At 34.9% G+C, this 25,488-nt stretch carries 24 protein-coding genes and 1 CRISPR repeat array; of the genes, 4 read left to right on the top strand and 20 right to left on the bottom strand.

Annotated elements, in window-relative coordinates:
• Window positions 1-53: 53 nt before the first annotated feature.
• The 19 genes from ACW6QP_RS09730 to ACW6QP_RS09640 form a co-directional block, all read right to left on the bottom strand.
• Window positions 54-1,463: a hypothetical protein gene (locus ACW6QP_RS09730; protein WP_457910682.1), complete on the bottom strand. Its 1,410-nt coding sequence runs from the start codon at window positions 1,461-1,463 to the stop codon at window positions 54-56.
• A gap of 16 nt (window positions 1,464-1,479) precedes the next feature.
• On the bottom strand, window positions 1,480-2,625 hold the full coding sequence (gene neuC, locus ACW6QP_RS09725) for a UDP-N-acetylglucosamine 2-epimerase (protein ID WP_457910681.1): 1,146 nt from the start codon (window positions 2,623-2,625) through the stop codon (window positions 1,480-1,482).
• Window positions 2,626-2,719: 94 nt separating this feature from the next.
• Window positions 2,720-3,011: a CRISPR direct-repeat array (repeat unit 25 nt; unit sequence ACGTCAGGCTGAGCTTGTCGAAGCC).
• Window positions 3,012-3,038: 27 nt separating this feature from the next.
• A complete protein-coding gene (locus ACW6QP_RS09720; RefSeq protein ID WP_457910680.1) occupies window positions 3,039-3,374 on the bottom strand; it encodes a GIY-YIG nuclease family protein in 336 nt (111 codons plus the stop codon).
• 696 nt (window positions 3,375-4,070) lie between these two features.
• Window positions 4,071-5,135 carry an N-acetylneuraminate synthase family protein gene (locus tag ACW6QP_RS09715; protein ID WP_457910679.1) on the bottom strand — a complete coding sequence of 355 codons (1,065 nt, stop codon included), beginning with the start codon at window positions 5,133-5,135 and terminating at the stop codon, window positions 4,071-4,073.
• Window positions 5,136-5,147: 12 nt separating this feature from the next.
• Window positions 5,148-5,837 carry an acylneuraminate cytidylyltransferase family protein gene (locus ACW6QP_RS09710; protein WP_457910678.1) on the bottom strand — a complete coding sequence of 230 codons (690 nt, stop codon included), beginning with the start codon at window positions 5,835-5,837 and terminating at the stop codon, window positions 5,148-5,150.
• A gap of 11 nt (window positions 5,838-5,848) precedes the next feature.
• Window positions 5,849-6,739 carry a glycosyltransferase family 2 protein gene (locus ACW6QP_RS09705; protein WP_457910677.1) on the bottom strand — a complete coding sequence of 297 codons (891 nt, stop codon included), beginning with the start codon at window positions 6,737-6,739 and terminating at the stop codon, window positions 5,849-5,851.
• Between the two features lie 2 nt (window positions 6,740-6,741).
• Window positions 6,742-7,662, bottom strand: coding sequence for a UDP-glycosyltransferase (locus tag ACW6QP_RS09700; protein ID WP_457910676.1), 921 nt, complete (start codon window positions 7,660-7,662; stop codon window positions 6,742-6,744).
• Window positions 7,663-8,608: 946 nt separating this feature from the next.
• The gene (gene wecB / locus ACW6QP_RS09695; RefSeq protein WP_457910675.1) at window positions 8,609-9,910 is read right to left on the bottom strand and encodes a non-hydrolyzing UDP-N-acetylglucosamine 2-epimerase; all 1,302 of its coding nucleotides are present in this window, start codon (window positions 9,908-9,910) and stop codon (window positions 8,609-8,611) included.
• A 4-nt stretch (window positions 9,911-9,914) separates the two neighbouring features.
• Window positions 9,915-10,862, bottom strand: coding sequence for a glycosyltransferase family 2 protein (locus tag ACW6QP_RS09690; protein ID WP_457910674.1), 948 nt, complete (start codon window positions 10,860-10,862; stop codon window positions 9,915-9,917).
• Window positions 10,855-11,784: a glycosyltransferase family 2 protein gene (locus tag ACW6QP_RS09685; RefSeq protein WP_457910673.1), complete on the bottom strand. Its 930-nt coding sequence runs from the start codon at window positions 11,782-11,784 to the stop codon at window positions 10,855-10,857. The genes ACW6QP_RS09690 and ACW6QP_RS09685 overlap by 8 nt, the downstream gene beginning before the upstream one ends.
• Before the next feature lie 7 nt (window positions 11,785-11,791).
• Entirely contained in the window at window positions 11,792-12,808 is a 1,017-nt protein-coding gene (locus ACW6QP_RS09680; protein ID WP_457910672.1) for a glycosyltransferase family 2 protein, read from the bottom strand.
• Window positions 12,808-13,899, bottom strand: a complete 1,092-nt coding sequence (locus ACW6QP_RS09675; protein ID WP_457910671.1) for a glycosyltransferase family 4 protein — start codon at window positions 13,897-13,899, stop codon at window positions 12,808-12,810. Before ACW6QP_RS09675 ends, ACW6QP_RS09680 begins: the two co-directional genes overlap by 1 nt.
• Window positions 13,900-14,033: 134 nt before the next feature.
• Entirely contained in the window at window positions 14,034-14,924 is an 891-nt protein-coding gene (locus ACW6QP_RS09670; protein WP_457910670.1) for a glycosyltransferase family 2 protein, read from the bottom strand.
• The gene (locus tag ACW6QP_RS09665; protein ID WP_457910669.1) at window positions 14,921-15,889 is read right to left on the bottom strand and encodes a glycosyltransferase family 2 protein; all 969 of its coding nucleotides are present in this window, start codon (window positions 15,887-15,889) and stop codon (window positions 14,921-14,923) included. Before ACW6QP_RS09665 ends, ACW6QP_RS09670 begins: the two co-directional genes overlap by 4 nt.
• Before the next feature lie 32 nt (window positions 15,890-15,921).
• On the bottom strand, window positions 15,922-17,019 hold the full coding sequence (locus ACW6QP_RS09660) for a glycosyltransferase (protein WP_457910668.1): 1,098 nt from the start codon (window positions 17,017-17,019) through the stop codon (window positions 15,922-15,924).
• A 7-nt stretch (window positions 17,020-17,026) separates the two neighbouring features.
• Window positions 17,027-17,728 (bottom strand): class I SAM-dependent methyltransferase, encoded by a 702-nt coding sequence (locus tag ACW6QP_RS09655; protein ID WP_457910667.1) that lies wholly within the window; start codon window positions 17,726-17,728, stop codon window positions 17,027-17,029.
• Window position 17,729: 1 nt separating this feature from the next.
• A complete protein-coding gene (locus tag ACW6QP_RS09650) occupies window positions 17,730-18,626 on the bottom strand; it encodes a class I SAM-dependent methyltransferase (protein WP_457910666.1) in 897 nt (298 codons plus the stop codon).
• Window positions 18,626-19,891 (bottom strand): ABC transporter ATP-binding protein, encoded by a 1,266-nt coding sequence (locus ACW6QP_RS09645; protein ID WP_457910665.1) that lies wholly within the window; start codon window positions 19,889-19,891, stop codon window positions 18,626-18,628. Before ACW6QP_RS09645 ends, ACW6QP_RS09650 begins: the two co-directional genes overlap by 1 nt.
• Window positions 19,888-20,736 (bottom strand): polysaccharide pyruvyl transferase family protein, encoded by an 849-nt coding sequence (locus ACW6QP_RS09640; protein ID WP_457910664.1) that lies wholly within the window; start codon window positions 20,734-20,736, stop codon window positions 19,888-19,890. The genes ACW6QP_RS09645 and ACW6QP_RS09640 overlap by 4 nt, the downstream gene beginning before the upstream one ends.
• A 163-nt stretch (window positions 20,737-20,899) precedes the next feature.
• Here ACW6QP_RS09640 and ACW6QP_RS09635 point away from each other — a divergent pair, with 163 nt between their 5' ends.
• The 4 genes from ACW6QP_RS09635 to ACW6QP_RS09620 all read left to right on the top strand — a co-directional run bounded on the left by ACW6QP_RS09635 (window position 20,900) and on the right by ACW6QP_RS09620 (window position 24,488).
• Window positions 20,900-21,175 carry a transposase gene (locus tag ACW6QP_RS09635; RefSeq protein WP_457910663.1) on the top strand — a complete coding sequence of 92 codons (276 nt, stop codon included), beginning with the start codon at window positions 20,900-20,902 and terminating at the stop codon, window positions 21,173-21,175.
• A complete protein-coding gene (locus tag ACW6QP_RS09630; protein WP_457910787.1) occupies window positions 21,172-22,029 on the top strand; it encodes an IS3 family transposase in 858 nt (285 codons plus the stop codon). The genes ACW6QP_RS09635 and ACW6QP_RS09630 overlap by 4 nt, the downstream gene beginning before the upstream one ends.
• 492 nt (window positions 22,030-22,521) lie before the next feature.
• On the top strand, window positions 22,522-23,595 hold the full coding sequence (locus tag ACW6QP_RS09625; RefSeq protein WP_457910662.1) for an MBOAT family O-acyltransferase: 1,074 nt from the start codon (window positions 22,522-22,524) through the stop codon (window positions 23,593-23,595).
• 122 nt (window positions 23,596-23,717) lie between these two features.
• Window positions 23,718-24,488, top strand: a complete 771-nt coding sequence (locus ACW6QP_RS09620) for a hypothetical protein (RefSeq protein WP_457910661.1) — start codon at window positions 23,718-23,720, stop codon at window positions 24,486-24,488.
• Between the two features lie 253 nt (window positions 24,489-24,741).
• On the opposite strand, the gene ACW6QP_RS09615 is transcribed toward ACW6QP_RS09620, so the two are convergent.
• Entirely contained in the window at window positions 24,742-25,059 is a 318-nt protein-coding gene (locus tag ACW6QP_RS09615) for a hypothetical protein (RefSeq protein ID WP_457910660.1), read from the bottom strand.
• Window positions 25,060-25,488: the final 429 nt, after the last annotated feature.

Below are 25,488 nucleotides of genomic sequence, written 5' to 3'. Positions count from 1 at the left end.
TTCTATTCGGGTTAAGACTATAGTGACAAACTACTGCTATAGATCTATTATTTTTAATTTTTACTGAAATCTTTTAAGGTTTGACTTATTCGTTCTCCGGTTCCCTGGAGCTCAGCGCCTATCTGTAATTTTAATAGTTTTCTTTGATTATCCAGACGAGAAAGCGGATTTTCCAAACTGAAATTAATTTCCTTGATTAACTCCTCCCTGTTTTTAGCAACTGCCACTGCTCCACTTTCAACTACCCGGTTATAATGAGCAAACTTTAAAAACCGCTGATCATCATAAAGAGCATTTTCCTTATTCCCGAAAACAGGATTTATAACCGGCTTATCAAAAACCATAAAATCCAGGCTCATGGTTGAACACATATTTATTCCTATATCAGAATATTCAAGAAGCATTCTCAAATCTATCGAATCCTCTCGGGTAGGCACCCTCTGAGACCATAGTTCGCTGTGAACCTCTCTGGCTTGCTTCCATTTAGGAAAATTCCAGATTATAAATTCAAATTCCTCTTTTATTTTTTTAAAACGATCTGGTTCTTCTGCAGGTGATGTGCGTACAATAAAATTTACTGGTTCTCTTAATTTCCCATCAATTATTGCCTCTGCTATAGTTCGAATATAAATTTCATCATTAGCACTGGTGGAAACATCCCCGCAGCTAAAACAAATAGTTTTTAAATTGTAGTTTAATTCAAATCTCTCAAAAAAACTTACTTTTTTAGAAGAATATTCTGGCAACCTGTAAAATTCAAACTGAGGTGTTCCTACTACATTAATTTGATTGGCCTTTATCCTGGTATAAAACTCCTGCAATTCAGCCTTCATCAAATCGCTCCAAACCAAATAAAAATCAAAATCACCAGCCATTCTGCCTTTAGAAGCCAGATTATCCCAGCTAAAAATAAAACTGCTGGTCATAATATTATTTTCTTTTGCAGCTAATAATAGCGGAGCAATATAGGGAGGCCTTTGATGGGTAAAGAATAAAAGATCAGGTTTATGAAACCCCAGCAATTCTGAAGCTTGCTTTTTTAAACTCGTTTGCGAAAGCGACTTTAGCTGTAGGCGATAATAAAAGTCAATCTGAGATTCAGAATTAAAAACTTGTGCAATCCTGTAAATTATTCTGGTAAGCTTTCCACGCCTTGTTTTAGCAGTCGAAGCATTAAGCGCCAGGTTATCCTGAAAGCCAAAATTATTGGTCTCATTACGCTTTAAATGCGCAACCTCCTTTAATTTTCTAAAAAACCAGGTGCTTCCCGGTTCCCGGTATTCTACCAGCTCTTCGATTATTACTAAATCATCATCCAAATAGTCCCGAAAAACATCCCCGGGCAGTGCAGAAAATATTATCGTTCTATCAAATTCTCGTTTTAAATGCCGCAAAAAGCCACTTAAAATAAAATTCCGAAAACCTACCCCATCAGTAATTACAAGGCCTAATGTCTTTGCCATTTCTCTACTTGCCAATTTAATCGCTATGTGGATTAGTTAAGTCTCTAAATTGTTTTTGATGGTCTATATTCCAAAACTCCTCAGTTTTTATTGATTCCAGAAACTGTAGTGTGCTATCGCCAGTTCCAAAAATTTTATTTGAAATATCTGGTCGCTTCATTTGCCTCACCCTGGAAAGCGAAGATAATATCTTTGAATATTCAAAATTCACATTAATTATATCCGGATTTTCACACCTATTCCTCTGCCTTGATCCTATATTAATTACAGGAACTCCATAATAGGGAGCTTCACGTATTCCGGCACTGCTATTTCCAATAATAAATTTTGAATTTTTTAATAAGGTGAGAAAATATTCAAATCTTAAAGATGGTATCAGCCTGATTTTTTCAAGATCTTTTAACCTATTATATGCTTTTAAAATCCTGGAACTACCAAGGTCATTGTTGGGGTATATTACAACATAAGGGTAATTATCCTCAATGATAGTTTTCACCAAAATGTTAACCTGCTCTTCTATTTTCTCAAATTCGGTCGTAACCGGATGAAATAATAATATTCCATATTCTTCGAAAGGAATTTCATAATACTTGAGTACACTTTGAATATCAGGTAAGTTATCTGAGAACATAATATCAACATCTGGCGATCCAATTTCGAAAATTGAAGAGTCCATCTCACCCATTTGTTTCAGGCGTTGCGCCGCTGCTGCATTTGAAACAAAGTGAATATGGCTAAGTTTGGATACGCTATGTCTTATAAGCTCATCAACCGTCCCCGATAATTCACCCCCCTCAATATGTGCTACCAGAATATTATTTAAAGAACCAACTATTGCCCCTGCCAATGTTTCCACCCTGTCTCCATGAACCACGATTAAATCGGGATTTATTTCTTGAACATACACCGACAAACCTTCAATGGTTTTTGCCAGGCTCAAATCCATAGTTGTCTCGTGAGTAAAGTTTTGAAAAGTATGAATATTAGAAAACTTACATCGCTCAACCTCCAGAAGGGTCAAACCGTAATCATATTGCATATGCATTCCTGTAACAAATACAAATGCTGATAAGTCTTCATCATTCTCTACAGCCTGAATAAGAGATTTAATCTTCCCAAAATCGGCCCGGGTCCCGGTCAAAAAAAGTATTTTCTTATCCATGTATCATTAAAGTCGTGAATTTACAAAATCCTCTCCCATCACCAAACCTCTAATTCTAACTCACACTTCTACAAATAGAGTTTTAAGAAATACCCCGTCAGGCTAAGCTTGTCGAAGCCTTGTCTAAAGGAACTACTTCTCGCATCCCAATCGTCAGGCTGAGCTTGTCGAAGCCCTGTTTGGAAAAAACTGCCCTTCGTACCCACCCCGTCAGGCTGAGCCTGTCGAAGCCTTACTAGTCGAAACCCCCACCTCAGGCTGAGCTTGTCGAAGCCAGGTTTGAAGAAGACCGCTCATCGCCCCCACGTCAGGCTGAGCTTGTCGAAGCCCCACTGTCAGACTGAACTTGTCTAAGACCTCAACGTCAGGCTGAGCTTGTCGAAGCCAGGTTTTAGAAGTCCGAATAACTCAAATCAATCCTCATTGTCCGTAATCCCCTTTGCTACCCCGTCCTTCCCATACTCGGTATAATTCCTCGAATACTTCACCAGTTTTTCCCAATCCTGTTCAATCAAAGCAAGCTTTTTCCTTCGGCTCCAGCCTTTAATTTGTTTTTCCACAAGAAAAGCTGAAAAAGAGTCATCAAATTCCTCAACCCACTTTAAAATAACCGGCCTTCGTTTAAAAGTATAAGACTTAGGGTGTAAACCTGCATTATGTTCATCAAGTCTTTGCCACAGTTTGGAAGTGACCCCCGTATAATAAGAACCATCTTTACATTCCAGTATATACACAAAAAACTTTTTCATTATACCAAAAATAATAAATATACCCCCGTCAGGCTGAGCCCGTCGAAGCCTAGCCCGTCAAAACCTAGCTCGTCGAAGCCCCCACCGTCAGGCTGAGCTTGTCGAAGCCTGGTTTGATGCAGCCCGCCCTGTCGAAACCCTCACGTCAGGCTGACCCTGTCGAAGCCTAGCTTGTCGAAGCCCCCACCGTCAGGCTGAGCCTGTCGAAGCCTAGTCTATTATGAAAAACACCTGTAGAGTACTACTCTGCCATACTCACCAACAAACCCACGATTTCAAACCTACTTCTCAACTACTAACCCACACTTCGACAAGCTCAGTGTGACGAAGTATTGCGAAAAACCTTGTGATAACGTCAGGCTGAGCTTGTCGAAGCCCCACCGTCAGGCTGAGCCCGTCAAAGCCCTGTTTGAAGAAGACCGCTCATCGCCCTCCCGTCAGGCTGAGCCCGTCGAAGCCCTTTTTGGGAAAAACCGCCCTTCGTTCCCACCCCGTCAGGCTGAGCTTGTCGAAGCCTAGCCTTTTGTGCAAAACACCTGTAGAGTACTACTCTGCTATACTCACCAACACACCCACGATTTCAAACCTACTTCTCAACTACTAACTCACACTTCGACAAGCTCAGTGTGACGAAGTATTGCGAAAAACCTTGTGATAACGTCAGGCTGAGCCTGTCGAAGCCTAGCCTGTCGAAGCCTAACCTGTCGAAGTCCCTTCAAAACCCTCCACATCATCCCTTTTCAACTGCACATCCACCTTAATATCCCTCGCAGCCCTTTTACCCAGTATAGCATTAAACTCCACGGCCGGAATTCCTCCCTTACCAGGCCGTTTAACCCATAAGTTCTCTTCGCTTAAAACTTCCCCCGCCTTAATGGGTTTTATACTACAAACACTCGCAAAAGCAAAGTCTATAGTCACCTGCTCTTCACTGGCCGCTACCTTCTCACCTCCGCGCATAAGGGCCATTTCAGCACTGTTTTTAATCAATGCCGCACAGGTTTCTTCATCCATAGAACAATTAATATCAGGCCCTTGTCTATTCATATGATCGGTAAAATGGCGCTCAAGTATAGACGCTCCCAAAGCCACTGCTCCAAGGCAGGCGTTATTGTTTAAAGTGTGATCAGAGAGACCAATAACCTTATCGGGAAAACTCTCTTTTAATTGTTGAAAAGCACCAAAACGGACTAAATGTGGCGGAGTCGGATAAAGATTTGTAGTATGTAATAAGGCTAGTGGCACATTATAGGTATCAAAAATCTGAACGGCTTTTTTAATACTACCTATAGAGTTCATTCCGGTACTCAAAATAACCGGTCTGCCAAATTTGGCTATATGTTCCAGTAAAGGATAATTATTACACTCCCCGCTTCCTATCTTGTATGCCGGAACATCAAAGCCCTGTAACCTGTTTGCAGCTGCACGTGAAAATGGCGTCGATATAAAAATCATCCCATTAGCTTTCACATATTGAATTAACTCATATTCATCCTCCTCACTTAAAGCACAGGCTTCCATAATATCATAGATTGAAATCTCGGCATTTCCGGGTATTACCTGCTTTGCCTCGCTGCTCATTTCATCGGCGACAATATGTGTTTGATGTTTAATAACCTCAACCCCGGCACGCTTTGCAGCATCTACCATTTCTTTGGCTACTTTTAATGAACCCCCATGATTGATCCCTATTTCGGCAATCACTAATGGTTGGTGATCCAAACCGATTTTCCTACCTGCTATTTCTATAACCGGGTTCATTTTCTGCAATTTTTAAAAAAGTTCATCTTTATATTTAGCAAGCAGGAATTCTGCATATTCTAAATCTTCATAGGTATCAATATCTGTCCTGGCAACTGGATGATTTTCGATTAAAGCAAAATTATGTTTGCCCAGGCTTTCCCCTTTTTGTAACAATTCTTTTTTAAATATATAGAGGAGCCCATTCTCGAAATAAAGTGGTTCCAGGTCTTGACTTCTTTGCCCCATGGTATAATTATAAGGTTTAAAACAATTGCCATCCAATCTTCCGAATTTCTGGTAATTTCGGCTCACACTCATCAAACTATCATATTCCCCGGTTCTAAATTTTCCCAAACCACGTTTCAATAAATCTTTGGTTCTTAACGGATTAGTCGGCTGTAATAAAATCACAGTATCGAGTGAGATTTCATCAATTAACTCTAATACTTGCTGCAATACCGCAAGTGTAGGCACCTCATCTCCTGCCAGCTCTATTGGCCTGTCTATTACCTCCACTCCTTCATCTATCGCAATCTGTTTGATCTCCAAATCATCTGTACTAACTATAATTCTACCAGTTTCAGGAAGATTTGTTTTGGCATACTTAATTGAATATTTTATCAAGGCTTCTCCATTCAAAAGAACCTTGTTCTTATTAAGAATTCTTTTTGAACCGGCGCGGGCGGGGATGATGGTTATAGAATTAAATTTATTAATCACAAATAATTGTTTTAGTATTGTGGATTAGGTAGTTTTTCAAACTTTTTGATAATGTTAATGGGAACTGGTTTACGATGCAGTGTGATATTTTTAAAGTTATAAATAAATAAGCCGACGGCTTTCCAAAACCCCTTGAGGTACATTAAATCCTTAATACCATATTTCTGAAAATTAAGGATAAATAATCGGGCTAACTTATATGATACTAAAGAAATAGGATAATAAACCAGATAAAAAGAAGCAGTATTCTTAAGTTGTTTCTCGAACCTGTAATAATTGGCTCCGCATTTATTTAACTTTTGTTTTTCAGTTCGGTGATTTATCATAATTTGATGGGTATACAAGATATCGTATCCAAGTTCCAGGGTTTCAATCGCTACACATACCTCTTCTCCATAGATATCTATCCATACCGGGAAGCCACGGGTTTTATCATATATTTCTTTTTTGATTGCAAACCCGCAGCCAAGGAAATCCTTGACAAAATAATCTTCTTTTTTTTCTTTTAAATCAAGGGGAATATTATTATCACTAGCATAAACACCCTTTATTTCCTTGAATGCCAAAATGCCTAACTTATCATTTTCTAAAAAAAGCGCTTCAGTTATCTTAATAAAGTCCGGTTCTAGTGGATGGGAGTCGTCATCAAATCCGTATAATATCTTACCTCTGGCTTTTGAGTAAAGTATGCTCCGAGCCCTGGATGCTCCCAAACTATATTCTGAAAATTCGAATTTTACCGCCGGGAAAATTTCTATAAGATTTTTTGAATTATCTGTACAGCCATCGAGGAATACCAAAATTTCGTGTTTTTCCTTATCTATATATTCCTGAAGAATTTTAAGGCTTCTATGAAGCTCAGTACAGCGGTTTTTAGACACAATTAATACCGATGCTTCCATCTTTACATAAAATTATTTATTTGCTCTTCTAAGTGTTCTGCAGAAAGATATTTGCTTAGTTCACTCCATTCCGCTTGAAGTATTTCTCCATTCTCCTTCCAGCTAAAATATAGCTTTTCCAGCATCAAAGATATTTCATCTATATCATTGGCTTCTGCATAATAGGGATATCCTGCACCCAGCAACCTTCTAACTTCACTTAACTCTGGCCCCAGGTGCAGAATAGGTTTGTTTGTGACTATACAATGGGGGAATTTCCCTGGCAGGAAAGGACTCATCTCTGCTACCGATTCCAATATAACATTTACAGCCGCTTTCTCCTGCATTTTCAATACCTCCTCATAAGGAACATATCCGTCACTTATATATAGCTCCTCTACTACCTCTTCCAGTCCTTTTAATTCAGATAAATGATAGGAAGCACTGCCTATTAGTAGTAAACGGGCTTCTCTCTTTACACCTGGATTCGCTAACAGAAATTTTTGGAAAGCTTTAATTAGTGGTAATGGGTCCCGTTGCTTCATCAAATTTCCTGCGTGTAATATGTTGAACTTTCCGGGATCAAACCAGTCCGGTAATACTCCACAAAACTTCTTCTCAGCATTTAACTGGTGTGGTATGATCACCCTTTTATTTTTAAAATCTTGATAATGATCTTCCATCCATTCTGCTAATAGTAAAGAGGGATATCCTGCCCATTTGCATTGGGCGGCAACAGCTTCAAAAAATGCGATTTTCGATAGATAACCAGGCTCAGACCAGGTATAGGGTTCAGGATAATAATGAAAAGGATAAGGGTCATGAATATAGGCCATCCATTTATGATGGAAGTTTGGCAACTTCAATACTGCGTGATGAGGTCTAAAACTGGCCCCTTTACTCAAAGTGAGAATTATATCGGGCTGGAAGTCCTTTTCCCTCATTAAGGCCTTTGCTATACTCTTGGAGTCATTTAATAAGGTAAATGAAAACCCGAAAATTGGCTCAAGATATTTTGACAAATTTACATTAAAGCCATGTTGAATCCTTCTCTGCAACCTGCTAAGTAGAAACAAATAACTCCTTCGGTCTTCTTTGATCGATATACAACGAATATTATTTAATTGAATATCCTTCCGGGTATAGTGATAAACCAAGACTTCAAACCCCGCCTTTGCCAAATTCTCGATCAATGCAACATTGGCCTTAGATCCACTACTGTCATTTACATCAATCGACTCTGATACAACGAGGATTCTTTTGGGGGAATTAGATTTCAATTGCTATAAGCTTTGGGGTAAAGATATCATTTTGCGCAAAATTTCCTAAACTTAGTCCGTGCCTGTTTAAAACTCATGCAAGCATTAAACCAATGCGCCAGGTTGAGCTTGGCGAAGCCCCACATCAGGCTGAGCTTGTCGAAACCCTACCCTCAGGCTGAGCCTGTCGAAGCCCCACGTCAGGCTGAGCCTGTCGAAGCCTTGCTCCTCGCAACCCTACCGTCATTCGGGACTTATTTAAGCCCTTCCAGTTATAAAAAATTCAATAGTACATAATCTCTTAAGCCCAATTTACCAACCAATATTCTTTCAAATGGCATTCTACTACTAACCACACTTCGACAAGCTCAGTGTGACGAAATACTACAACCTGCCAAAAGAATCCGTCAGGCTGAGCTTGTCGAAGCCCTCACGTCAGGCTGAGCTTGTCGAAGCCACACGTCAGGCTGAGCTTGTCGAAGCCCTCACGTCAGGCTGAGCTTGTCGAAGCCACACGTCAGGCTGAGCTTGCCGAAGCCCTCACGTCAGGCTGAGCTTGCCGAAGCCCTCACGTCAGGCTGAGCTTGTCGAAGCCTTCACGTCAGGCTGAGCTTGTCGAAGCCTTTTTAAGTTAAAGGACCGAAGACAAAAACTCCACAATCCTCATCGAGGCTTTTCCATCCCCATAGGGGTTAACTTTCCCTTTAAAATCCGGCGGATTACTAATTAAATCATCAACTAATTGCACTATCTTTTCCTTATCTGTACCCACCAGGAAAGAAAAACCTGCCTCTATCCCTTCCATTCTCTCAGAAACTTTCCGTGTAACCAGTACTATCTTACCAAAAGCAGGTGCCTCTTCCTGTATACCCCCTGAGTCTGATATTATCAAGTCAACTACTCCCATTAACCATAGCATAGTGGGATAATTAACGGGGGGAACTAAATAGATGTTTGGCATGTCATTTAAACTCCTTTCCACCGCATTCTTTACTTTAGGATTAAGATGTACCGGATAAATAATTTGATATTTCCCACTCCCCGCTAATTCTATTATTGCATTACAGATCTCTTCAAGTCCTTTTCCGAAATTCTCCCTACGATGTCCTGTGACCAGAATAGTTTTTTTATTTACATCCAAAATAGATCCAATCCTTTCTGCCTCTTCCGGTAAACTATTATTCTCAATTTTTTGAATCGCCCATTCCAAAGCATCTACTACAGTATTACCTGTAAGTAATATATTTTCTACTTTAATTCCCTCTCTCACTAAATTTTTCTTTGCTGTTTTGGTCGGAGTAAAATGGTAATCTGCAAGTTTTCCGATAATTTGCCGATTGATTTCTTCAGGAAAGGGAGCAAATTTATTATATGTTCTAAGCCCGGCCTCAACATGACCTATTTTGATATTTCGATGAAAAGCTGCTTGGGCTATCATACTTGCAGTAGTAGTATCCCCGTGTACCAAAACCAGCCCCTCAGGCTGAGCCTGACCGGAGGGAAGTGGACCGTCAGACTGAGCTTGTCGAAGTAGACCGTCAGACTGAGCCTGTTGAAGTAGACCGTCAGACTGAGCCTGTTGAAGTAGACCGTCAGACTGAACCTGTCGAAGTCCTAAATTAACCTGCCCCAAGCTTGCCGAAACCTGTCCTAAGTGCGAGTCGAAGGATAGAGGCCCCAACCAATCATCAAACACCTCATCAATTCTTCTGAAAATTTCAGCACTCAACCCATTTAAAGTTTGCCCTGTCTTCATAAGGTCCAGATCATAATCAACCTCTATTTCAAAAAACTTTAGTACCTGATCTAACATTTCCCTGTGTTGCGCAGTAATACATATTTTAAAAGGAATATTTTTCCCTTTAAGCTCATGGAAAACGGGAGCCATTTTAATAGCCTCTGGTCGGGTTCCAAAACAGAGAAGTAGTTTCATATGGCTATCTTAAAAATTTTTCACCCTTCCCAAAAACCTTAAAACTGAAATAGGAAATTATTAATTTACCCCAAATCTTCGATGATTGCATATTACCCTCTGATATATTCATTAAAACTCCTATATATTCATTTAAACTACTATCAGTTTTTATAACAGCAGGTAACCTTTTGCTAATCTCTTTTAAATAATGGTATTTTAACTCACCATCTAATAGCCCATTTTGTTCCAATAATTTAATTTGGTTAACCAAACTATTATAATGGGAAAGTTGCATTCTAGAGTTTCCCTTTCTATATATATTGTCTGAGATACTGGATGAATGAATCCTATAAAACGTTGCATGGAAATCAAGAATTTTAATTTTAGGTAACTCCTGACAAAATAAGCGTATATAAAAATCACGATCCTGCCCAGCCAATAAATTTTCATTAAATAAACTTTTATTGACCAGATAAGATCTACAAAACATCCCGTCTGGCATATACCATGAAATCTTCCTCAAAATATAATCTCTCAGTAAATTTTTTGAGCACTTTAATCTCCTGTCATAAATTTCGAGATCCTGAAAGTTGGTTCGAATAGTTTTGGAAAATACTACATCAAGATTTTTAGCAGCAATGAAAGACTTAACTTTCCTCTCAATAAATTCGGGGTGCATTTTATCATCACTATCAAACCAATTAATAAAACTACCTTTTGATTTTTCAAAACCATAATTTCTTGCTGCGTTTGCACCTTTAAATCTCTCTTTAGGTCTCTTTAAAACCTGAATTCTATGATCGGCTTCTGCATAAGCTTTCATAATTTGCCAGGATTTATCGGTAGAACCATCATCTACCAATAAAAGTTCCCAGTTGGTGTAAGTTTGTGCTATAACCGACTCGATCATCTCAGAGAGAAATTCTTCCCGATTATATACTGGAGTTATAATTGAAACCAACTTAGCCATTGGTCAATCTTTTTTTAATTCGGTAAAGTCTTCCAATTATTGGGTAGAAATAATATAATAAATAATATCTAAACTTAAGTGGAAGAGAAATATTAGCGTTTTTAAAGAGATAATTAATTATTGAAATTTCTTTCAGGAAAATTCCCATTTGAACAAAATACCTTATTAAGGTTTCTGATAAATAATCCTTTTCTTTCAAATGCTTAATTACAAGCTTAATAGCTTTAATCTGTGAATCGAACCTTTTTTTATTTCCCCGCCAAAATTCTCCAGTATTGGACTTAGAATGTTTTCTAGCAAAGTATAATGTTTTTTGAATACTAACACCCTTTATCCTAAGATTTGCGAGAATTCGAGAGTACAATTCCCATTCTTCTGCATACAATAAATCTTCATTGAATTTATTATTCTCAAAACATTTTTCTTTCCACATCACCTGGCAGGAATTGAATGGTATTTTTCCAATTATTATATCCTCTAAATTTGTAAAATCTAAAGTGTTTATTTCGTAACTATTAATTTTCTGAAAGTCCTTAGTAAAATTACCTGTAAAAGTTACTCTTCCAACCCTACAAAAATCATAATTATTACTTTTAAATTCTTTTATACATAATTGCAAATTTTGAGGATGTACGATATCATCATCATCATAAAATTGAATAAATTCTGCTCCTCTTTCTCTTGCTAAATCTAAACCGTAGTTTCTTGTACCGGATAACCCCTTCTTATAATCACTTATTTTTAAATGATAGGAAAACCTCTTATCCCTATGAATATAACGCTCTACTGTTTCTTTCGTATTATCGCTGGAATAATCATCTACTATAATACATTCCCAATTTTTATATGTTTGAGCTACAATAGAATTCAGGGTTTCTTCAATTAAATGAGCCCGGTTATGAGTAGATAAAAGTATAGCCACTTTATAGTTAGTTGTATTCAAAGTATTTCTTTAAAATTTCAAAACTAGTTTTTTTACTATAATATGGATCAAAAAGAATTCCGGGTCTCTTAAACAAAAGCCAAGCTATATATTTTTTATCTGTATTATTGTTCAATATGACATGTCTTAAAAGTCCATCCATTTTTTGCAGGGCAGTTCTTTTATCATTAGCATTAATCCTATTTTGAAATTTGCTTAAATCAGTTACAGTCGTATTAAAATTATTCCTAAAAAATTTCCAATCCCAAACTTCAAAGCCTCTAATCATATGCAAAAATGTTATAGTGGTTTCTGACCAGCTTAAAGTTGTAGAAATTTTTTCATAAACTATTCTATGCTTTTTTCTAAAAGTATTTTTCTTTTTGGAATCTTCAGAAATAGCAGAAGTTAAGTTGCTCTTGTGTATGCGATATAAATATAATGATCTCGTCATGTGATGAAATTTAAATTTAATCGAAGCACGCAACCAAAAATCATAGTCTTCTAAAGTATGTAAATCTTTATCATAACCATCAAGACACTCAAAAACTTTTCTTTTGTATAAGAAACTTGCTCCTATACTGTTTCCAAAAGGTAAACTACAAACAGGTCCAAAGTTGTGAGTTCTTCTATATGTACCATTTGTTTCAATTACATCATAGTTTGAGAAAACGATATCAGAATTAGTTTTAATGATGCAATTTATTAGCACTTTTAGCATATCTCTTTTTAAAATATTATCATCAGAACTCCAGGTTATAAATTCACCTTTAGCATAATTGTGACCTATGTTAAGACTTGCCGGAAGATTTTTATTTATTTCATTTGATATTATTTTTATTCTTGAATCTTTCTGCCCGTAATGTTTTGCAATTTTCAAAGAATTGTCTTTCGAGCAGTCATTTACTATGATTAACTCAAAGTTTTCATATGTTTGAATAAGAATACTTTCAATCGCTTCTGCTAAAAACATCTCCCCATTATAAACTGGAAGAATTATTGAGATTAATTTCTTTTCGTTCATTATAGACTTTCATAAAGTTCACACCATTCTCTTTTCAATTTACTCTGAGAATATTCCGATTGTACAAAAACTCTAGCCTCTAATCCCATTTTTTTTCTCAATACAGGGTTATTAATTAACTCTTCTGTTTTAATCAATAAATTATCAAAATCAAATTCCGCAACTAGAAATCCAGTTACTTTATCCAGAAAAGTATATTTAATTCCCCCCGAATTGTATGCTATTACCGGCAAACCACAAGCTTGGGCCTCCAAAGTAGCTAAACCTTGAGTTTCCCTTCTACCGTTCTCAACGGGAATTGCTGGAAAAATATATAAATCACTATTTTGTAAAAAGAGTTTCACCTCTTTTTGATTCCTACTACCAACCAAACTTATATAATCCGTTAACTTATATTCTTTAATTTTGCTTTCTAAAGCAGGTCTTTCTTCCCCTTCACCAACTATAGTCAGAAAGACTTTATAGCCCTTTTGAATTAAAATTTTCATTAATTCAATTAAATATATGTGCCCTTTAACTTTATCTAATCTACCAACATTAACGATTTGAAATTGTCCAGAATTGGATTTACCTTTATTTGTTGGAACAAAAAATTCTGTATCAACACCTATAGGAAAAATCTTTAATTTCTTCTTCTCGCAACCCAAGCTTAATATTTGTTTGTATAAATATGGAGTATTTGCAACAATATAATTCTCAGAATTGAATAAATCAGCATAGTAGTTATTATTAGGTATTATTCCATTAATTGGGAAAAAGGCATCGTGACCATGAAAAGAAACAATAAGCTTAGACCTTAGTAAATTTATTTTTTTTAAAACATCAACAGGTTTAACATTGGTTCCGTACTGTACATGAATTATATCAATATTCTGAAATTGCTTATAAAAATTAAACTGAAAAATCCATTTTAGTTGAAATTTTTTCTCTTTTGATTGAATAAATAACAGTAAAGTGTAACAGTTCCTAATATTAATAAATAGAAGGTATAAAGCTTTCAAAAACCTTTTGAATCTACTAGAAGGAATCTTATAATCTTCAATAATTATTTTTTTTTCAATATTATATTTTCTTATTAACTCCTCTTGCATATTTTCTCGAAAATCATACAAGTCCTCTACTAATATTTTAACCTTAAACCCACACTCTATCGCTATTATTATCTGCGAAAGAATAAATGTTTCGGATAATCTGGGAAATTTCCATATTTTAAACAATACTGTCTTCAAGTAATCCCTAATATTTGTTTATAAAAAGGGAGAATAGGTTTAAAAAAATTAAAATTCTTCTTCACCAATTCTGGGTAGCTGTTCTTAATAGTTTTATATATAACCCTCTTACCTGAAAGTACATATTCGGACATTAGAGTTGGAAAAACAGCTTGAATATGTTTTTCAATTAGAGTCCAACTTCTAATAGCAGAAACAATTTTTTCCTTATTATTTATATGACTAAGGGAGGCTGTATTATTATAACGGTAACAAACTACGGTATTATACGCCATACATATATTACTGACTTTTAGCAAAATTCGTGTCATAAACTCTGCATCATCATTATTAGATAAATTTTCATCCCACAATCCGCATTTTTTGATTATTTCCATAGAGATTAAATAAGCATGAGCAGGTAAAAACTCATTATTCTCTCCTAATTTTTCTAATAAATCTATCCCTGCCGAATAGTCTCCATAAGAATTATAATGATATTTAACCCTTTTAAAAGCATCCTTGTTTAAATTAAAATATCCCCATTTACAAATACTAATACTGTTTTTTTTATTGCCTAAAATCTTAAGTTGTTCTTCTAATTTATTGGAAGCCAATAAATCGTCAGAATCTAGAAATTGAATAAAATCACCACTGGAATTTTGAATTCCAATATTCCGACATTTTGCTGCCCCTTTTGATATTTCTGGAGGTCTCTGAAAAAATTTTATTCTTGGATCTTTTTCTTTGTAGAGATTAATTAATTCCTCTGTATAATCATCAGACCTGTCATCTATAATAATACATTCCCAATTTGAAAATGTTTGAGCAATTACAGAATCCAAAGTTTCCCCAATTAAATGGGAACGATTATACGTAGGTATTATAATAGAGACTAAAGGCTTCACATTTTTATGTTAAGGTTCAGTAATTTTTTTTCAATTCTGTAACTTCTTCTTTTTAGACTAAAAATAATCCCTCCAAAAAATAAAAATTTAGATGCAACTTTAATATCAATACTTTTTAAACAGGAAGTAACTTTAATTAAAATATACTTTGCATTTTTATAATGGGAGTTATCAATACTTTCAAAGTAATTTAATAGGATATTTTTATAGAGATAATTAAATAATTCTAAGTCTTTTATCTTTATACTTTTTTTGAAATTTTCAATTGCTATATAACTCCGAGATTCTCTATGAGAATTAATATAATATTTATCTTCGTTAGTTTTTGAAAACTGGTGTTGCCTATAAAGGAATAAAGCCTTATCAACAATATTATAACTATGCGGATCTAAATTGAAAAATAATCTAGAAAAAAATTCTGCTTCCTGCCCTCTGGTGATCGCGGATTTAAATAGTGAACGACCTAATAAGAATTCTCTCTTGAATAAAACAGAGTTTGTAATTATTTGGTTTTTCCATAAAATCATTCCTTTAAATAATTCGTTCTTCAACTCAAGTTTTAAAGCTTTGCTATTAAGAAGGAATTCATCCACCAAATATCCTGTAGAAATAATAAAAGAATGACCAGCGTCAATAAATTTTAGCTTCGTTTCAATCATTTCTTTAAACATTATGTCATCATCATCAAACCACTGGATATACTCTCCTTTACTCATTTCGAAGCCATAGTTCCTACACGCATTAGCACCCTTTCGGTGATTAGACGATCGCCTATAGAATTTAATTCTATCATCTTTTTTACAATAGAATTCTAACAATTCATCGGTATAATCGCTAGAGCCATCATCTACGACTATGCACTCCCAATTTTGATAGGTTTGCGCAAGGACAGAATCCAGGGTTTCACCTATTAGATGCGCCCTATTATAGGTAGGAATGATTATAGAAACTAATTTACAATTCATATATTTTTATCAAACCTCGCGCATTTTGGACATTATTTTACAGCTTCGTAAACCAGTTTATTTATAGTTTCCAAATGGCTTTTCATATTAAAATTCATACTTATATTTTTCTTTCCCCTATCTCCCATCTCTTTTGCCAAGGTAGGGTCCTTTAATAATGTTAGCATTGCTTTTGTCATACCCTGCACATCGTGCTCGGGGACAAGAAATCCTGTTTCATTATTAGTAATAACATCTGGAATTCCCGCATGATAAGTAGAGATTACGGGAAGTCCCGCACCACTTGCCTCCAAAACAGCTACAGGAGTCCCTTCAGAATCCCCATTTTCTGCGGTTAATGAATGCTGGAGAAAAGCTAAAGAATTTTCAAGATAGCCTCTGAATTCCTCCGGAGTTATAATCCCAAGAAATTCTACATTTTTTTCTAAGCCAAAATGAAGGACCAAATTTTTACAGGAATTTAGGAGATAGCCCTCTCCCGCCATTTTAAGTTTTGCTTCAGGGAATTTAGATACTACTTCTTTAAAAGCTAGCAATGAATAATACGGCGCTTTCTTATCTACAAAACGACCTACAGAAATAAAATGTGGGGATTTAAATTGCGGGGCTATTTTAAAAAACTCATCATTTGGACTACAAACGTTATAAATTAATTTATTCCCGGGACACCCCAGGTGTAGTAAATCGTCATACATTTTTCTGCTAACTACTATAATGTAAGTCGCGTATTCAAAAACGTCCCGATAATTTTTGGTTCGCTTCAATATATCTTTTCTAGAAGCATCAAATCCATGAAAATGAACTATGAGTGGTAATTTTAATTCCTTTACAACTTGAAGTTGTTCTTGTGCCGTAGTTCCATACTCCGCTAAAACAACCTGAATTTTATTTTTAATGAAAGACTTCTTTAAAAGCTCATTAAAATAATATTCATAGGGTTTTCTTCCTAATTTTCTTTTGACCTTAATAAAAAAACTCCCTGAAGTTTTATGAAGTGAACCTTCCCCTTCTAAATTTAGAAATGTTTTATCCCCATAATAATAGAAGATATTTCCCTTTAGATTTTTATGAGCTTGTATAAAAGTTTCTGAATAAGCATTTTTAGAAGGAGAAATTATGGCGATATTCATTTAAATATTATTTTATTGCTATACCGGAAATACCTGTTATCATCTGACCTTCTTTGAATTCCACCTCCATTGGTTTATCTAATTTTATTAAATATTCCATAACTGGCTTTATAAAAAATGAAAAAATCTTTCGACTATTCGGTGATAGGGGACTTCTTCGAACCCATAATCCTAGCATCTGTGCCATAGATGCGTGCCAACCGCCAGTTGCTTTTAATTCAATATTTTGAAAACCAGATTTTAATAAATGACGTTTTAAAGAAAATGGAGTATATCTATATTCATCATGAGGAACTTCATGCAAATTCCATAGAAATGGAACTGTAAAAAAGAAAATACCCCCTGGTTTTAATACTCTATATACCTCCTTTAAAATAATTTCAGGCCCAGGACAGTGCTCTAAAACCTCAGTTCCGAAAGCACAATTAAATTTTTCATTTTCGAAAGGCATTGTTTTTCCATCCCAAGTAAAATCTGGAGTGCAATTCTTATCATAAAGTAAAGCCGATTCTATATCCAAACCCACATAATTTTTTACTAGTGAATTTTTTAAAATATATTCCTTATAAGGCATTTTGCCACAACCAATATCAAGTAAATCCTCTTTAAAATGTGGAAGTATTTCATTTAAAGCGGTTAAAATTGATTGTCTTATAAAATACTTATCAAGATTGCGCTTATTCAATTTCAAATCTAAAAACTCACCCATATTAAATTTTTTCAAATACGGCGAAGATGTTTCTACCATTTATTAGTTTACAACAAACCTTCTTTAATACTTTGGGAAATTTCTTGTGCACTACCTTAGTTATTTTTCTAGCAAGGCTGTTCTTTTGGTTATTAGACCATTGTTCAATAAATTCTGAATAGGATAATTCCAATGGTTCAAATTCAATATGGACCAACCTTAATTGAAAAATCTCTTGAAGGTTTTTTAGGGATTTTTCATCCCAAAGTCCGGCATGATGAGGTGGAAGGTTTAAAGTATGCATTCTGTCATTTTTAAAGAGATATGGATTATTATTAGGTACTCCTATTATTAATTTCCCACCAATCTTTAATAGATCAAGAGAAGCCTGTATAAACTTCCCTACTTCTGCTATATGTTCCAGAACCTGAAAATAACATACTACATCATACTTTTCTTTATTATCTATTGCTTCCTTTTCTATCAAATTATTCTCAACTAATAATCCCTGATCCTTACATTTTCTAACTGCAACACTATTAAGTTCTAAACCTTTAGCTTTTATACCATTTGCATCTAATAAATTTAAGAAAGATCCAAAACCCGAGCCGACTTCTAGAGTAATATTATCTTTTTGAATAAACTCTAATGCTTTGGTATGTTCCCATCTTTCTGAGTAGTAATTTTTTCGACTATTGGATAGATCTTCATAAAACTTAGCATCTCCAATAATACTAAATGGATAATAGAATCGATAACCCGTTTGGACACATTTATAAAGTTGAATATTCTCTTTATCAAAGAATCGGCTAACTTGTATATCCAGCCTCTTATACCGATCTACAATTTCTTTTGTCTTAAAGTTTTCGATAAAGGTTACTGTTCCCTTTTTTGGATTGATAGGATTTTTGATTCGCATTATTTTAATTTACTTATTTCCCAATGAGTGTTATCCTCTTTATACAATGCAGAACCATTTTCCCAATAATAAGATCTAAACTTAGTATTTATAATTTCAAAAGAACATTTTTCAATAACCGCATCCAATTTTTTTTTTGTTTTTCTATCAGCTAAATAGACGTTTAATTTGTAATGGCCCTGATATAACTTTAGTTTACTAATAGTTGAGGTTAAACAATAAATTCCTTTTTCTTGGCAAAATTTATTTTCATTATTTAAATTTAATTCATGGATCAGAGGAACATTATCATTATTTAAAATTTGATATGAGATTGCAGGATCTGCAATTTTCGTATCGGTATAGATTTCAATCCTGATCTTAATATCTTCATTAAAATTGTGAACACCATTCTTAAAACTGGTAATTATTTCAATTTTTTTTATAAATATCTCTTGAGTTTCCTTTTCACTTATATAAAACCATTGTTTAGTTACATTCTCACTTAAATAACTTTCAATAGATGATTGAATATCGCCATTAAAAGATATTATACCATTTTTTAAAACAATTCCTCGATCACATAGATTCTTAACACTTCGCATATTATGACTAACAAACAAAACCGTTCTCCCCTCTCCCGTAGAAAGATCCTGCATTTTCCCAATCGCTTTTTTCTGGAATTCAGCGTCCCCTACAGCCAGCACCTCATCTACCACTAAGATTTCAGGCTCCAGGTGGGCAGCAACAGCAAATCCAAGCCTTACAGTCATCCCGCTACTATAGCGTTTCACAGGGGTATCTATATACTTCTCACAACCGGAGAAAGAGATAATTTCATCCAGTTTTTGTTTTATCTCAGTGCGCGTCATCCCCAATACAGCCCCATTCATAAAAATATTTTCCCTACCGGTAAGTTCTCCGTGAAATCCTGTTCCTACCTCCAGTAAAGACGCTATTCTTCCTCTGGTTTTTATACTCCCCGTAGTTGGTGCGGTAACCCGGGATAGAATTTTTAAAAGCGTGGATTTCCCGGCTCCGTTCTTTCCAATAATCCCCAATACCTCCCCCTGCTTTACTTCAAAGTTTATATCTCTTAAGGCCCACACATAATCTTCGGTGGCCCTGGCACTTCTATCATTTACACTTCCAATTTTCAAATAGGGATCTTCCTTTCCCTGTAACCTGTGCCACCATCTGTTAATATCATGCTGTAAACTCCCGGTACCAACAGTACCCAAACGGTATTGTTTTGATATATTTTCAGCTTTTAAAATGACACTCATTTAAATGGGCAACTTTCTATTAAACCTTCTTTGAGCATATTCACTTGTAATACATCTGGAATATTATTTACATTATTCAAAATATTCTTTAAACTTACTAAATTTAGAGGGTTTAAAACTCTTTCAGGTGTATAATACTTTAAATTTACGGATGCTAAATAATCATAAAATTTTATATCATCCCCGTAGAGGTCATTAGAAAACTTTACCCAAACAGCGGGTATGTTATATGCGTGAGCAACAATTAGTCCGTGCAAAGAAGAGGAGATAATTGCATCACATTCTAAAATAGCTTTGGTTGTTTTCTCAATATTATATGTGGATAAATCGATAATATTGATATTAGGATTGTCTATGATTAGATTTTTAGCCCGCCTATAGTCTACTATATGGGGCGTTATCCCTAGCTGATACCTTTTTCTAATTTTGGGATTATAATATTCAGGCAATAATAGAGCGGGATCTCCGTAGACAGCGGGACAATCAATTCCCAAATCCAATAAACGTTTTCTACTTAACGGGCCTCGTACCGCAAATATTTTATCACAAGATACTAAATGTTTTCGATCTAGAATTCCGCTACCCCAAATACAACTTTTTTTATCAGCATAATTTAGAATACTTCCAATAGCAAGATAATTTGTTTTCTTTTTAGAACTTTGTGGTTTATACCAATTAGTTTTTCTACCTAATATTTTTTCCACTAGATATTTTGAAAGTAAATCTCCATAATTTTCTTTCTCCTTTCCCAATATTCTCCTAATATTGTGTCTGCTTAGAAAACGAGGTCTTTTTCTAAATTTATGTATGGAATACCAAAATAGTTCCGTTTTTTCTTTTGTCATTAGAAATAATTAGGTTTAGAAACAATCTTTTTACTTCGATCAGAAATTTAATCAATTCTCTAGAAGCATTAACCTTCTCAATTTATATTCTGCATAGATTGATCATCCCCCAAAAATCAGGACAGTAAGTTAAGTTCAAAAATAACTTTAATTTTACTGTATTATGACACGAAGAAAATTTACCTCAAAGTTTAAAACCAAAGTAGTCCTTGAAGCCCTAAAAGAGCGACAAACTGTCAAGGAACTAGCACAAAAATTTGAAATCACCCCACAGCAAATCAATACCTGGAAACGCGATTTCCTAAAAGAAGCCGATACGGTTTTTTCAAAAGGTGAAAAATCAAAAAAATCAGAGGAAGAGGAAAAGAAAGACCAGCTTCTTAAGGTAATTGGGGAGCTTAAAGTGGAGAATGATTTTTTAAAAAACGCCTTGCGATAAAACCTTTAAAGGAGCGTAGAACAATGATAAGCAAGGGTCATTCAAAACTTAGCCTCCAGCGGCAATGTAAACTATTGCAAATCCACCGCAGCGGGCTTTATTATAAACCTCGAGGAGAAAGTAAACTCAATCTGGAACTTATGCGTTTAATGGATGAACATTATACCCATCACCCGTTTAAGGGTGCCAAACGGATGCATACCTGGCTTACCCTGGACAAAGGATATCAGGTCAACAAAAAACGTATTGAGCGCCTCTACTCTAGGGTGATGGGTCTCCAAGCGATTATGCCGGGTAAACATACTTCCAGACGTCACAAAGAACATAAGGTTTATCCTTATTTATTGAGGAACTTCACTGTAGATCGTCCCAATCAGGTTTGGGCAATCGACATTACCTATATTCCTATGCGGAAAGGTTTTATGTATTTGGTAGCCATTATTGACCTCCATAGCCGCTTTGTGCTAAACTGGTCAGTCTCCAATTCAATGGATGCCCATTGGTGCAAGGAAACTGTCGAAGAAGCCATCGCACTTCACGGTAAACCGGAGATCCTCAATACGGATCAGGGCAGTCAATTTACCTCAGAAATCTTCACTCATAGCATTCTCTCTAAGAATATTAAACTAAGTATGGACGGTAAAGGAAGGGCTATAGATAATGTTTTTATAGAACGGCTCTGGAGAAGTGTGAAATATGAAAACATTTACCTCAATCCACCGGAATCTGGAGTAGGCTTATACCGACAACTGAGTAACTATTTTGATTTTTACAACCATCGAAGAAGACATCAGGGAATAGAAAACGATATACCCATCAACCGATATTTAAAACAGGAAAGAAAAGCTGCATAATAAATGAAAAATAGAACTTAATTTAGCAGCTAAGCTGTCCTAACAAATGGGGGTACTTCAGATTTGCTCTTTTATTATCTGAATTCCAATCCTTATATTGCAATGATTTACGAGAGCTTACTATAGAAAAATGATGCTCTAAATTTAAAAATGATATTTAACTCGATAAGTTTCTTTTTTTTTCTGCCATCTGTTTTTTTCCTATACTGGAAAGTTTTTAATAGGTCTGTTAGATTACAAAATATATTTCTTCTATTTATTAATTACTTATTTTATGGCTGGTGGGATTATCGCTTTTTATTTTTAATAGCTCTAAGTACTTCTATAGATTTCATAATTGGAAAACAACTGGAAAATGATTTTTCAGAAAACAAACGAAAAATTCTCATTGCCTGCAGTTTAATATTCAACCTCGGTCTTCTGGGTGTTTTTAAATATTACAATTTTTTTATAGACTCCTGGAAAATTGCCGGTGAATCGTTAGGTATTCAAATGCACCTTGAGACCCTGAATATCATTCTCCCGGTTGGAATATCTTTTTATACCTTTCAAACGCTTAGCTATACCCTCGATATTTATTATCGCAGAATAAAACCCACTTCCAATTTTATAAATTTTGCAGCCTTTGTCGCATTTTTCCCTCAGCTAGTTGCCGGCCCTATAGAACGTGCCGCAAATTTACTTCCCCAATTTAAAAAAAAGAGAACGTTTGATCCACAATTGGCAATTAGCGGCATTCATTTAATCATATGGGGCCTATTTCAAAAAATGGTAATTGCCGATAGCTGTGCCACCTATGTAAATGTGATTTTTGATAATTACCAGAATAGAAATTCACTTAGTCTTATGCTCGGCGCAATCTACTTTGCTTTCCAAATTTATGGTGATTTCGCAGGTTATTCTAATATGGCAATAGGAACAGCACGATTACTTGGCTTTAAGTTAATGCGAAACTTCAGATATCCCTATTTTTCTACTAATATTGCTGAATTTTGGAGACGTTGGCATATTTCGCTATCTACCTGGTTTAGGGATTACCTCTATTTTCCCTTAGGTGGATCGAGGGGGACCACCTTTTTTCAAATTAGAAATATTCTCATCGTATTTTTAATCAGCGGCCTATGGCACGGTGCTAACTGGACATTCGTATTCTGGGGAGCACTGCACGCTCTTTTCTTTATACCGGTAATTATATTTAGAAACAATAGAGTTTCAGTTCTACCATCCTGGTCATTTCTGAAGTATCTAAAAGCTTTATATACTTTCATCCTGGTTTCCCTTGCCTGGATATTTTTTAGATCTCCAGGAATTCAACAGAGTTTTGAATATTTAAAAACTCTTTTTACTAATAAAAAATTCAATATTGAATTTTTAAGTATAGAGCGGCATAGTATTGAACTATTACTTTTGCTTTTTGGATTTGTAGCAATTGAATATTTCCATAGAAAAAAAGAGCATCCTTTTTCAGGCCCCTCGAAACTTCCAAAGCTAGGACTGATCATCATTTTAATATTTGTGCTAGGAGTGTATAGTGAACATTCAAGTTTTATTTATTTTCAATTTTGATGGGAAAATTTATTAAATATATTTCTTTTATTATTCTCTTTAGTGTCATTATTCTATATGCATTAGATTTTTTGTTCACCTTTACCTATACTTCGGGTACTCCTCGAAATAAGGTTTCGTATTTGTTAACTACAAATGATATAAAGATAGATTATGTTTTTCTTGGTTCATCAAGAGTAGACAATCACATTGACACTGAAATAATAGAACTTCAAACTGGTAGAACAGCTATTAATTTGGGAATTCAGGGGGCCAAACTAGAAGACTCATATCATCTTCTTCAATTAATGCTAGAGAGAAAGATTAGACCTGAAATAATTTTCATTCAGGTAGATTACAATTATAATTTAGAGGGGGAATCTGAATATTTGACCTCCTATTTAATGCCATATATTAATAATTCAGTAGTACATAAAATTATTAAAGAGAGACATCCCGATTATTTCTATCTAAAGAACATACCATTTTACCGGTATATGAAATACGATTTCAGGATAGGTTTCAGAGAAGCTTTTAACGCATCAATAGGCAATAAACCATCTATTGATCTTAGTAAAGGCTATTCTCCTATAAAGTTACACTCAAATAATACTTTAAAGACTTCTCTCCCATCAAAAATAGCTGAAGAAAATATAGCCATTAAACGTATTGATTCCCTCGCCCTCCAAAGCAATCTTAAAATAATATACTTCACCGCGCCATTATGTACTAATACTTTGAATCTCTCTTATTTAGAGAAGTTAAAATTACAGCTGCCAAATCTTTGGGATTACTCAAAGCATTTTCCCCAAAATCATTATTATTATAATTGCACTCATTTAAATGATTTGGGTGCCAAGGAATTTTCAGAAATTTTGGGAGGGGATATTAAGTCTATTCAGTCACCAATTTAATTTACATAGCTTTATTAAGTCTGTAATAGAAAATATTTATAATGTTGAGATAATGTAAATTAATAGGTATTTTCCTTTTTTAGCATTAATAGTTGATCTGAAGTTCTATCAGGTTAATAATTCCTATTGAAAAATATAATTAGTAATCAATTAGAATTAAATAACCAAGCTTCATTTGTAATTATAGTACAAATTCTAATAGCAATTATTTTCCACCTAACCCATTAAAGCACCTTTTTTTAAGAAAAGTAATTTAATTTTTAATCCTATTCAATTTTGCCTCGAGTCCTTTCAGATCAAAGGCTGAAAACGACTCATAAATCTCAGCAAAATCAATAATTGTAAATCCCATAGCTTCAATTATTAAAATTAAAGTAGGTGTACCTGGATTAGTCTTGGCATTAAAAATATTAGAAACAGTGGCCTTTCTTATAAAAGCCCTAGAAGCAATCGTCCCATAACTAAAGGCAGCATCTGCTTTTGGGGCCTGCCGACTTTTAATCTTTTGCAAGAGAATATTTAAACTAATAGCAGTCTTTAATTTTATATTCTCTTCTAACTCCCTTTCCATATATGCAATTAAAGAAGTATCAAATATTTTATCGGTACGTTTTGGCGAACCGATTTTTTATTTTATATTTGAATGTTATTATTATTTTTGCGAAACTTCTTTAGTAAAAAATATTAGAAGCATTCGCTTTGAATCTCGACTTTAAAACTGGTAATTTTATGCAACGAGATGATAAGCAAGGATGCTCACGACCCGGGCGTGGGCTCTCTTATCGTTGCACGGTATACCAGTACCCAAAGTCGGTAAGTTGAGCTTTCACGCCTTTTTTTGTGTGATAAACTCTTCTCTCAAAGCGACTTCTAAACCAGAAGCTTCGCTGCCCCTACCAAATATAAATTTTTAAGGCCAAAGTGGCCGCCGGCTGGATGTGCCGTATTCACTAATTCTTGTTTGCGGGAACAGGAAAATGCGTTAGAACAATCCCGTGGG

The sequence above is a fragment of the Salegentibacter haimaensis genome (genome assembly GCF_054121495.1).
This window is presented reverse-complemented; position numbering and strand designations above follow the sequence as displayed.

Coding starts and splice junctions, on each gene's coding strand:
- wecB (WP_457910675.1), bottom strand. CDS start 9,910: ATGAAACTACTTCTCTGTTTTGGAACCCGACCAGAGGCTATTAAAATG.
- ACW6QP_RS09730 (WP_457910682.1), bottom strand. CDS start 1,463: ATGGCAAAGACATTAGGCCTTGTAATTACTGATGGGGTAGGTTTTCGG.
- ACW6QP_RS09680 (WP_457910672.1), bottom strand. CDS start 12,808: ATGAACGAAAAGAAATTAATCTCAATAATTCTTCCAGTTTATAATGGG.
- ACW6QP_RS09665 (WP_457910669.1), bottom strand. CDS start 15,889: ATGAATTGTAAATTAGTTTCTATAATCATTCCTACCTATAATAGGGCG.
- ACW6QP_RS09635 (WP_457910663.1), top strand. CDS start 20,900: ATGACACGAAGAAAATTTACCTCAAAGTTTAAAACCAAAGTAGTCCTT.
- ACW6QP_RS09675 (WP_457910671.1), bottom strand. CDS start 13,899: ATGCAAGAGGAGTTAATAAGAAAATATAATATTGAAAAAAAAATAATT.
- ACW6QP_RS09655 (WP_457910667.1), bottom strand. CDS start 17,728: ATGGGTGAGTTTTTAGATTTGAAATTGAATAAGCGCAATCTTGATAAG.
- ACW6QP_RS09720 (WP_457910680.1), bottom strand. CDS start 3,374: ATGAAAAAGTTTTTTGTGTATATACTGGAATGTAAAGATGGTTCTTAT.
- ACW6QP_RS09645 (WP_457910665.1), bottom strand. CDS start 19,891: ATGAGTGTCATTTTAAAAGCTGAAAATATATCAAAACAATACCGTTTG.
- ACW6QP_RS09625 (WP_457910662.1), top strand. CDS start 22,522: ATGCACCTTGAGACCCTGAATATCATTCTCCCGGTTGGAATATCTTTT.
- ACW6QP_RS09650 (WP_457910666.1), bottom strand. CDS start 18,626: ATGCGAATCAAAAATCCTATCAATCCAAAAAAGGGAACAGTAACCTTT.
- neuC (WP_457910681.1), bottom strand. CDS start 2,625: ATGGATAAGAAAATACTTTTTTTGACCGGGACCCGGGCCGATTTTGGG.
- ACW6QP_RS09660 (WP_457910668.1), bottom strand. CDS start 17,019: ATGAATATCGCCATAATTTCTCCTTCTAAAAATGCTTATTCAGAAACT.
- ACW6QP_RS09715 (WP_457910679.1), bottom strand. CDS start 5,135: ATGAACCCGGTTATAGAAATAGCAGGTAGGAAAATCGGTTTGGATCAC.
- ACW6QP_RS09615 (WP_457910660.1), bottom strand. CDS start 25,059: ATGGAAAGGGAGTTAGAAGAGAATATAAAATTAAAGACTGCTATTAGT.
- ACW6QP_RS09690 (WP_457910674.1), bottom strand. CDS start 10,862: ATGGCTAAGTTGGTTTCAATTATAACTCCAGTATATAATCGGGAAGAA.
- ACW6QP_RS09700 (WP_457910676.1), bottom strand. CDS start 7,662: ATGAGGGAAAAGGACTTCCAGCCCGATATAATTCTCACTTTGAGTAAA.
- ACW6QP_RS09640 (WP_457910664.1), bottom strand. CDS start 20,736: ATGACAAAAGAAAAAACGGAACTATTTTGGTATTCCATACATAAATTT.
- ACW6QP_RS09705 (WP_457910677.1), bottom strand. CDS start 6,739: ATGGAAGCATCGGTATTAATTGTGTCTAAAAACCGCTGTACTGAGCTT.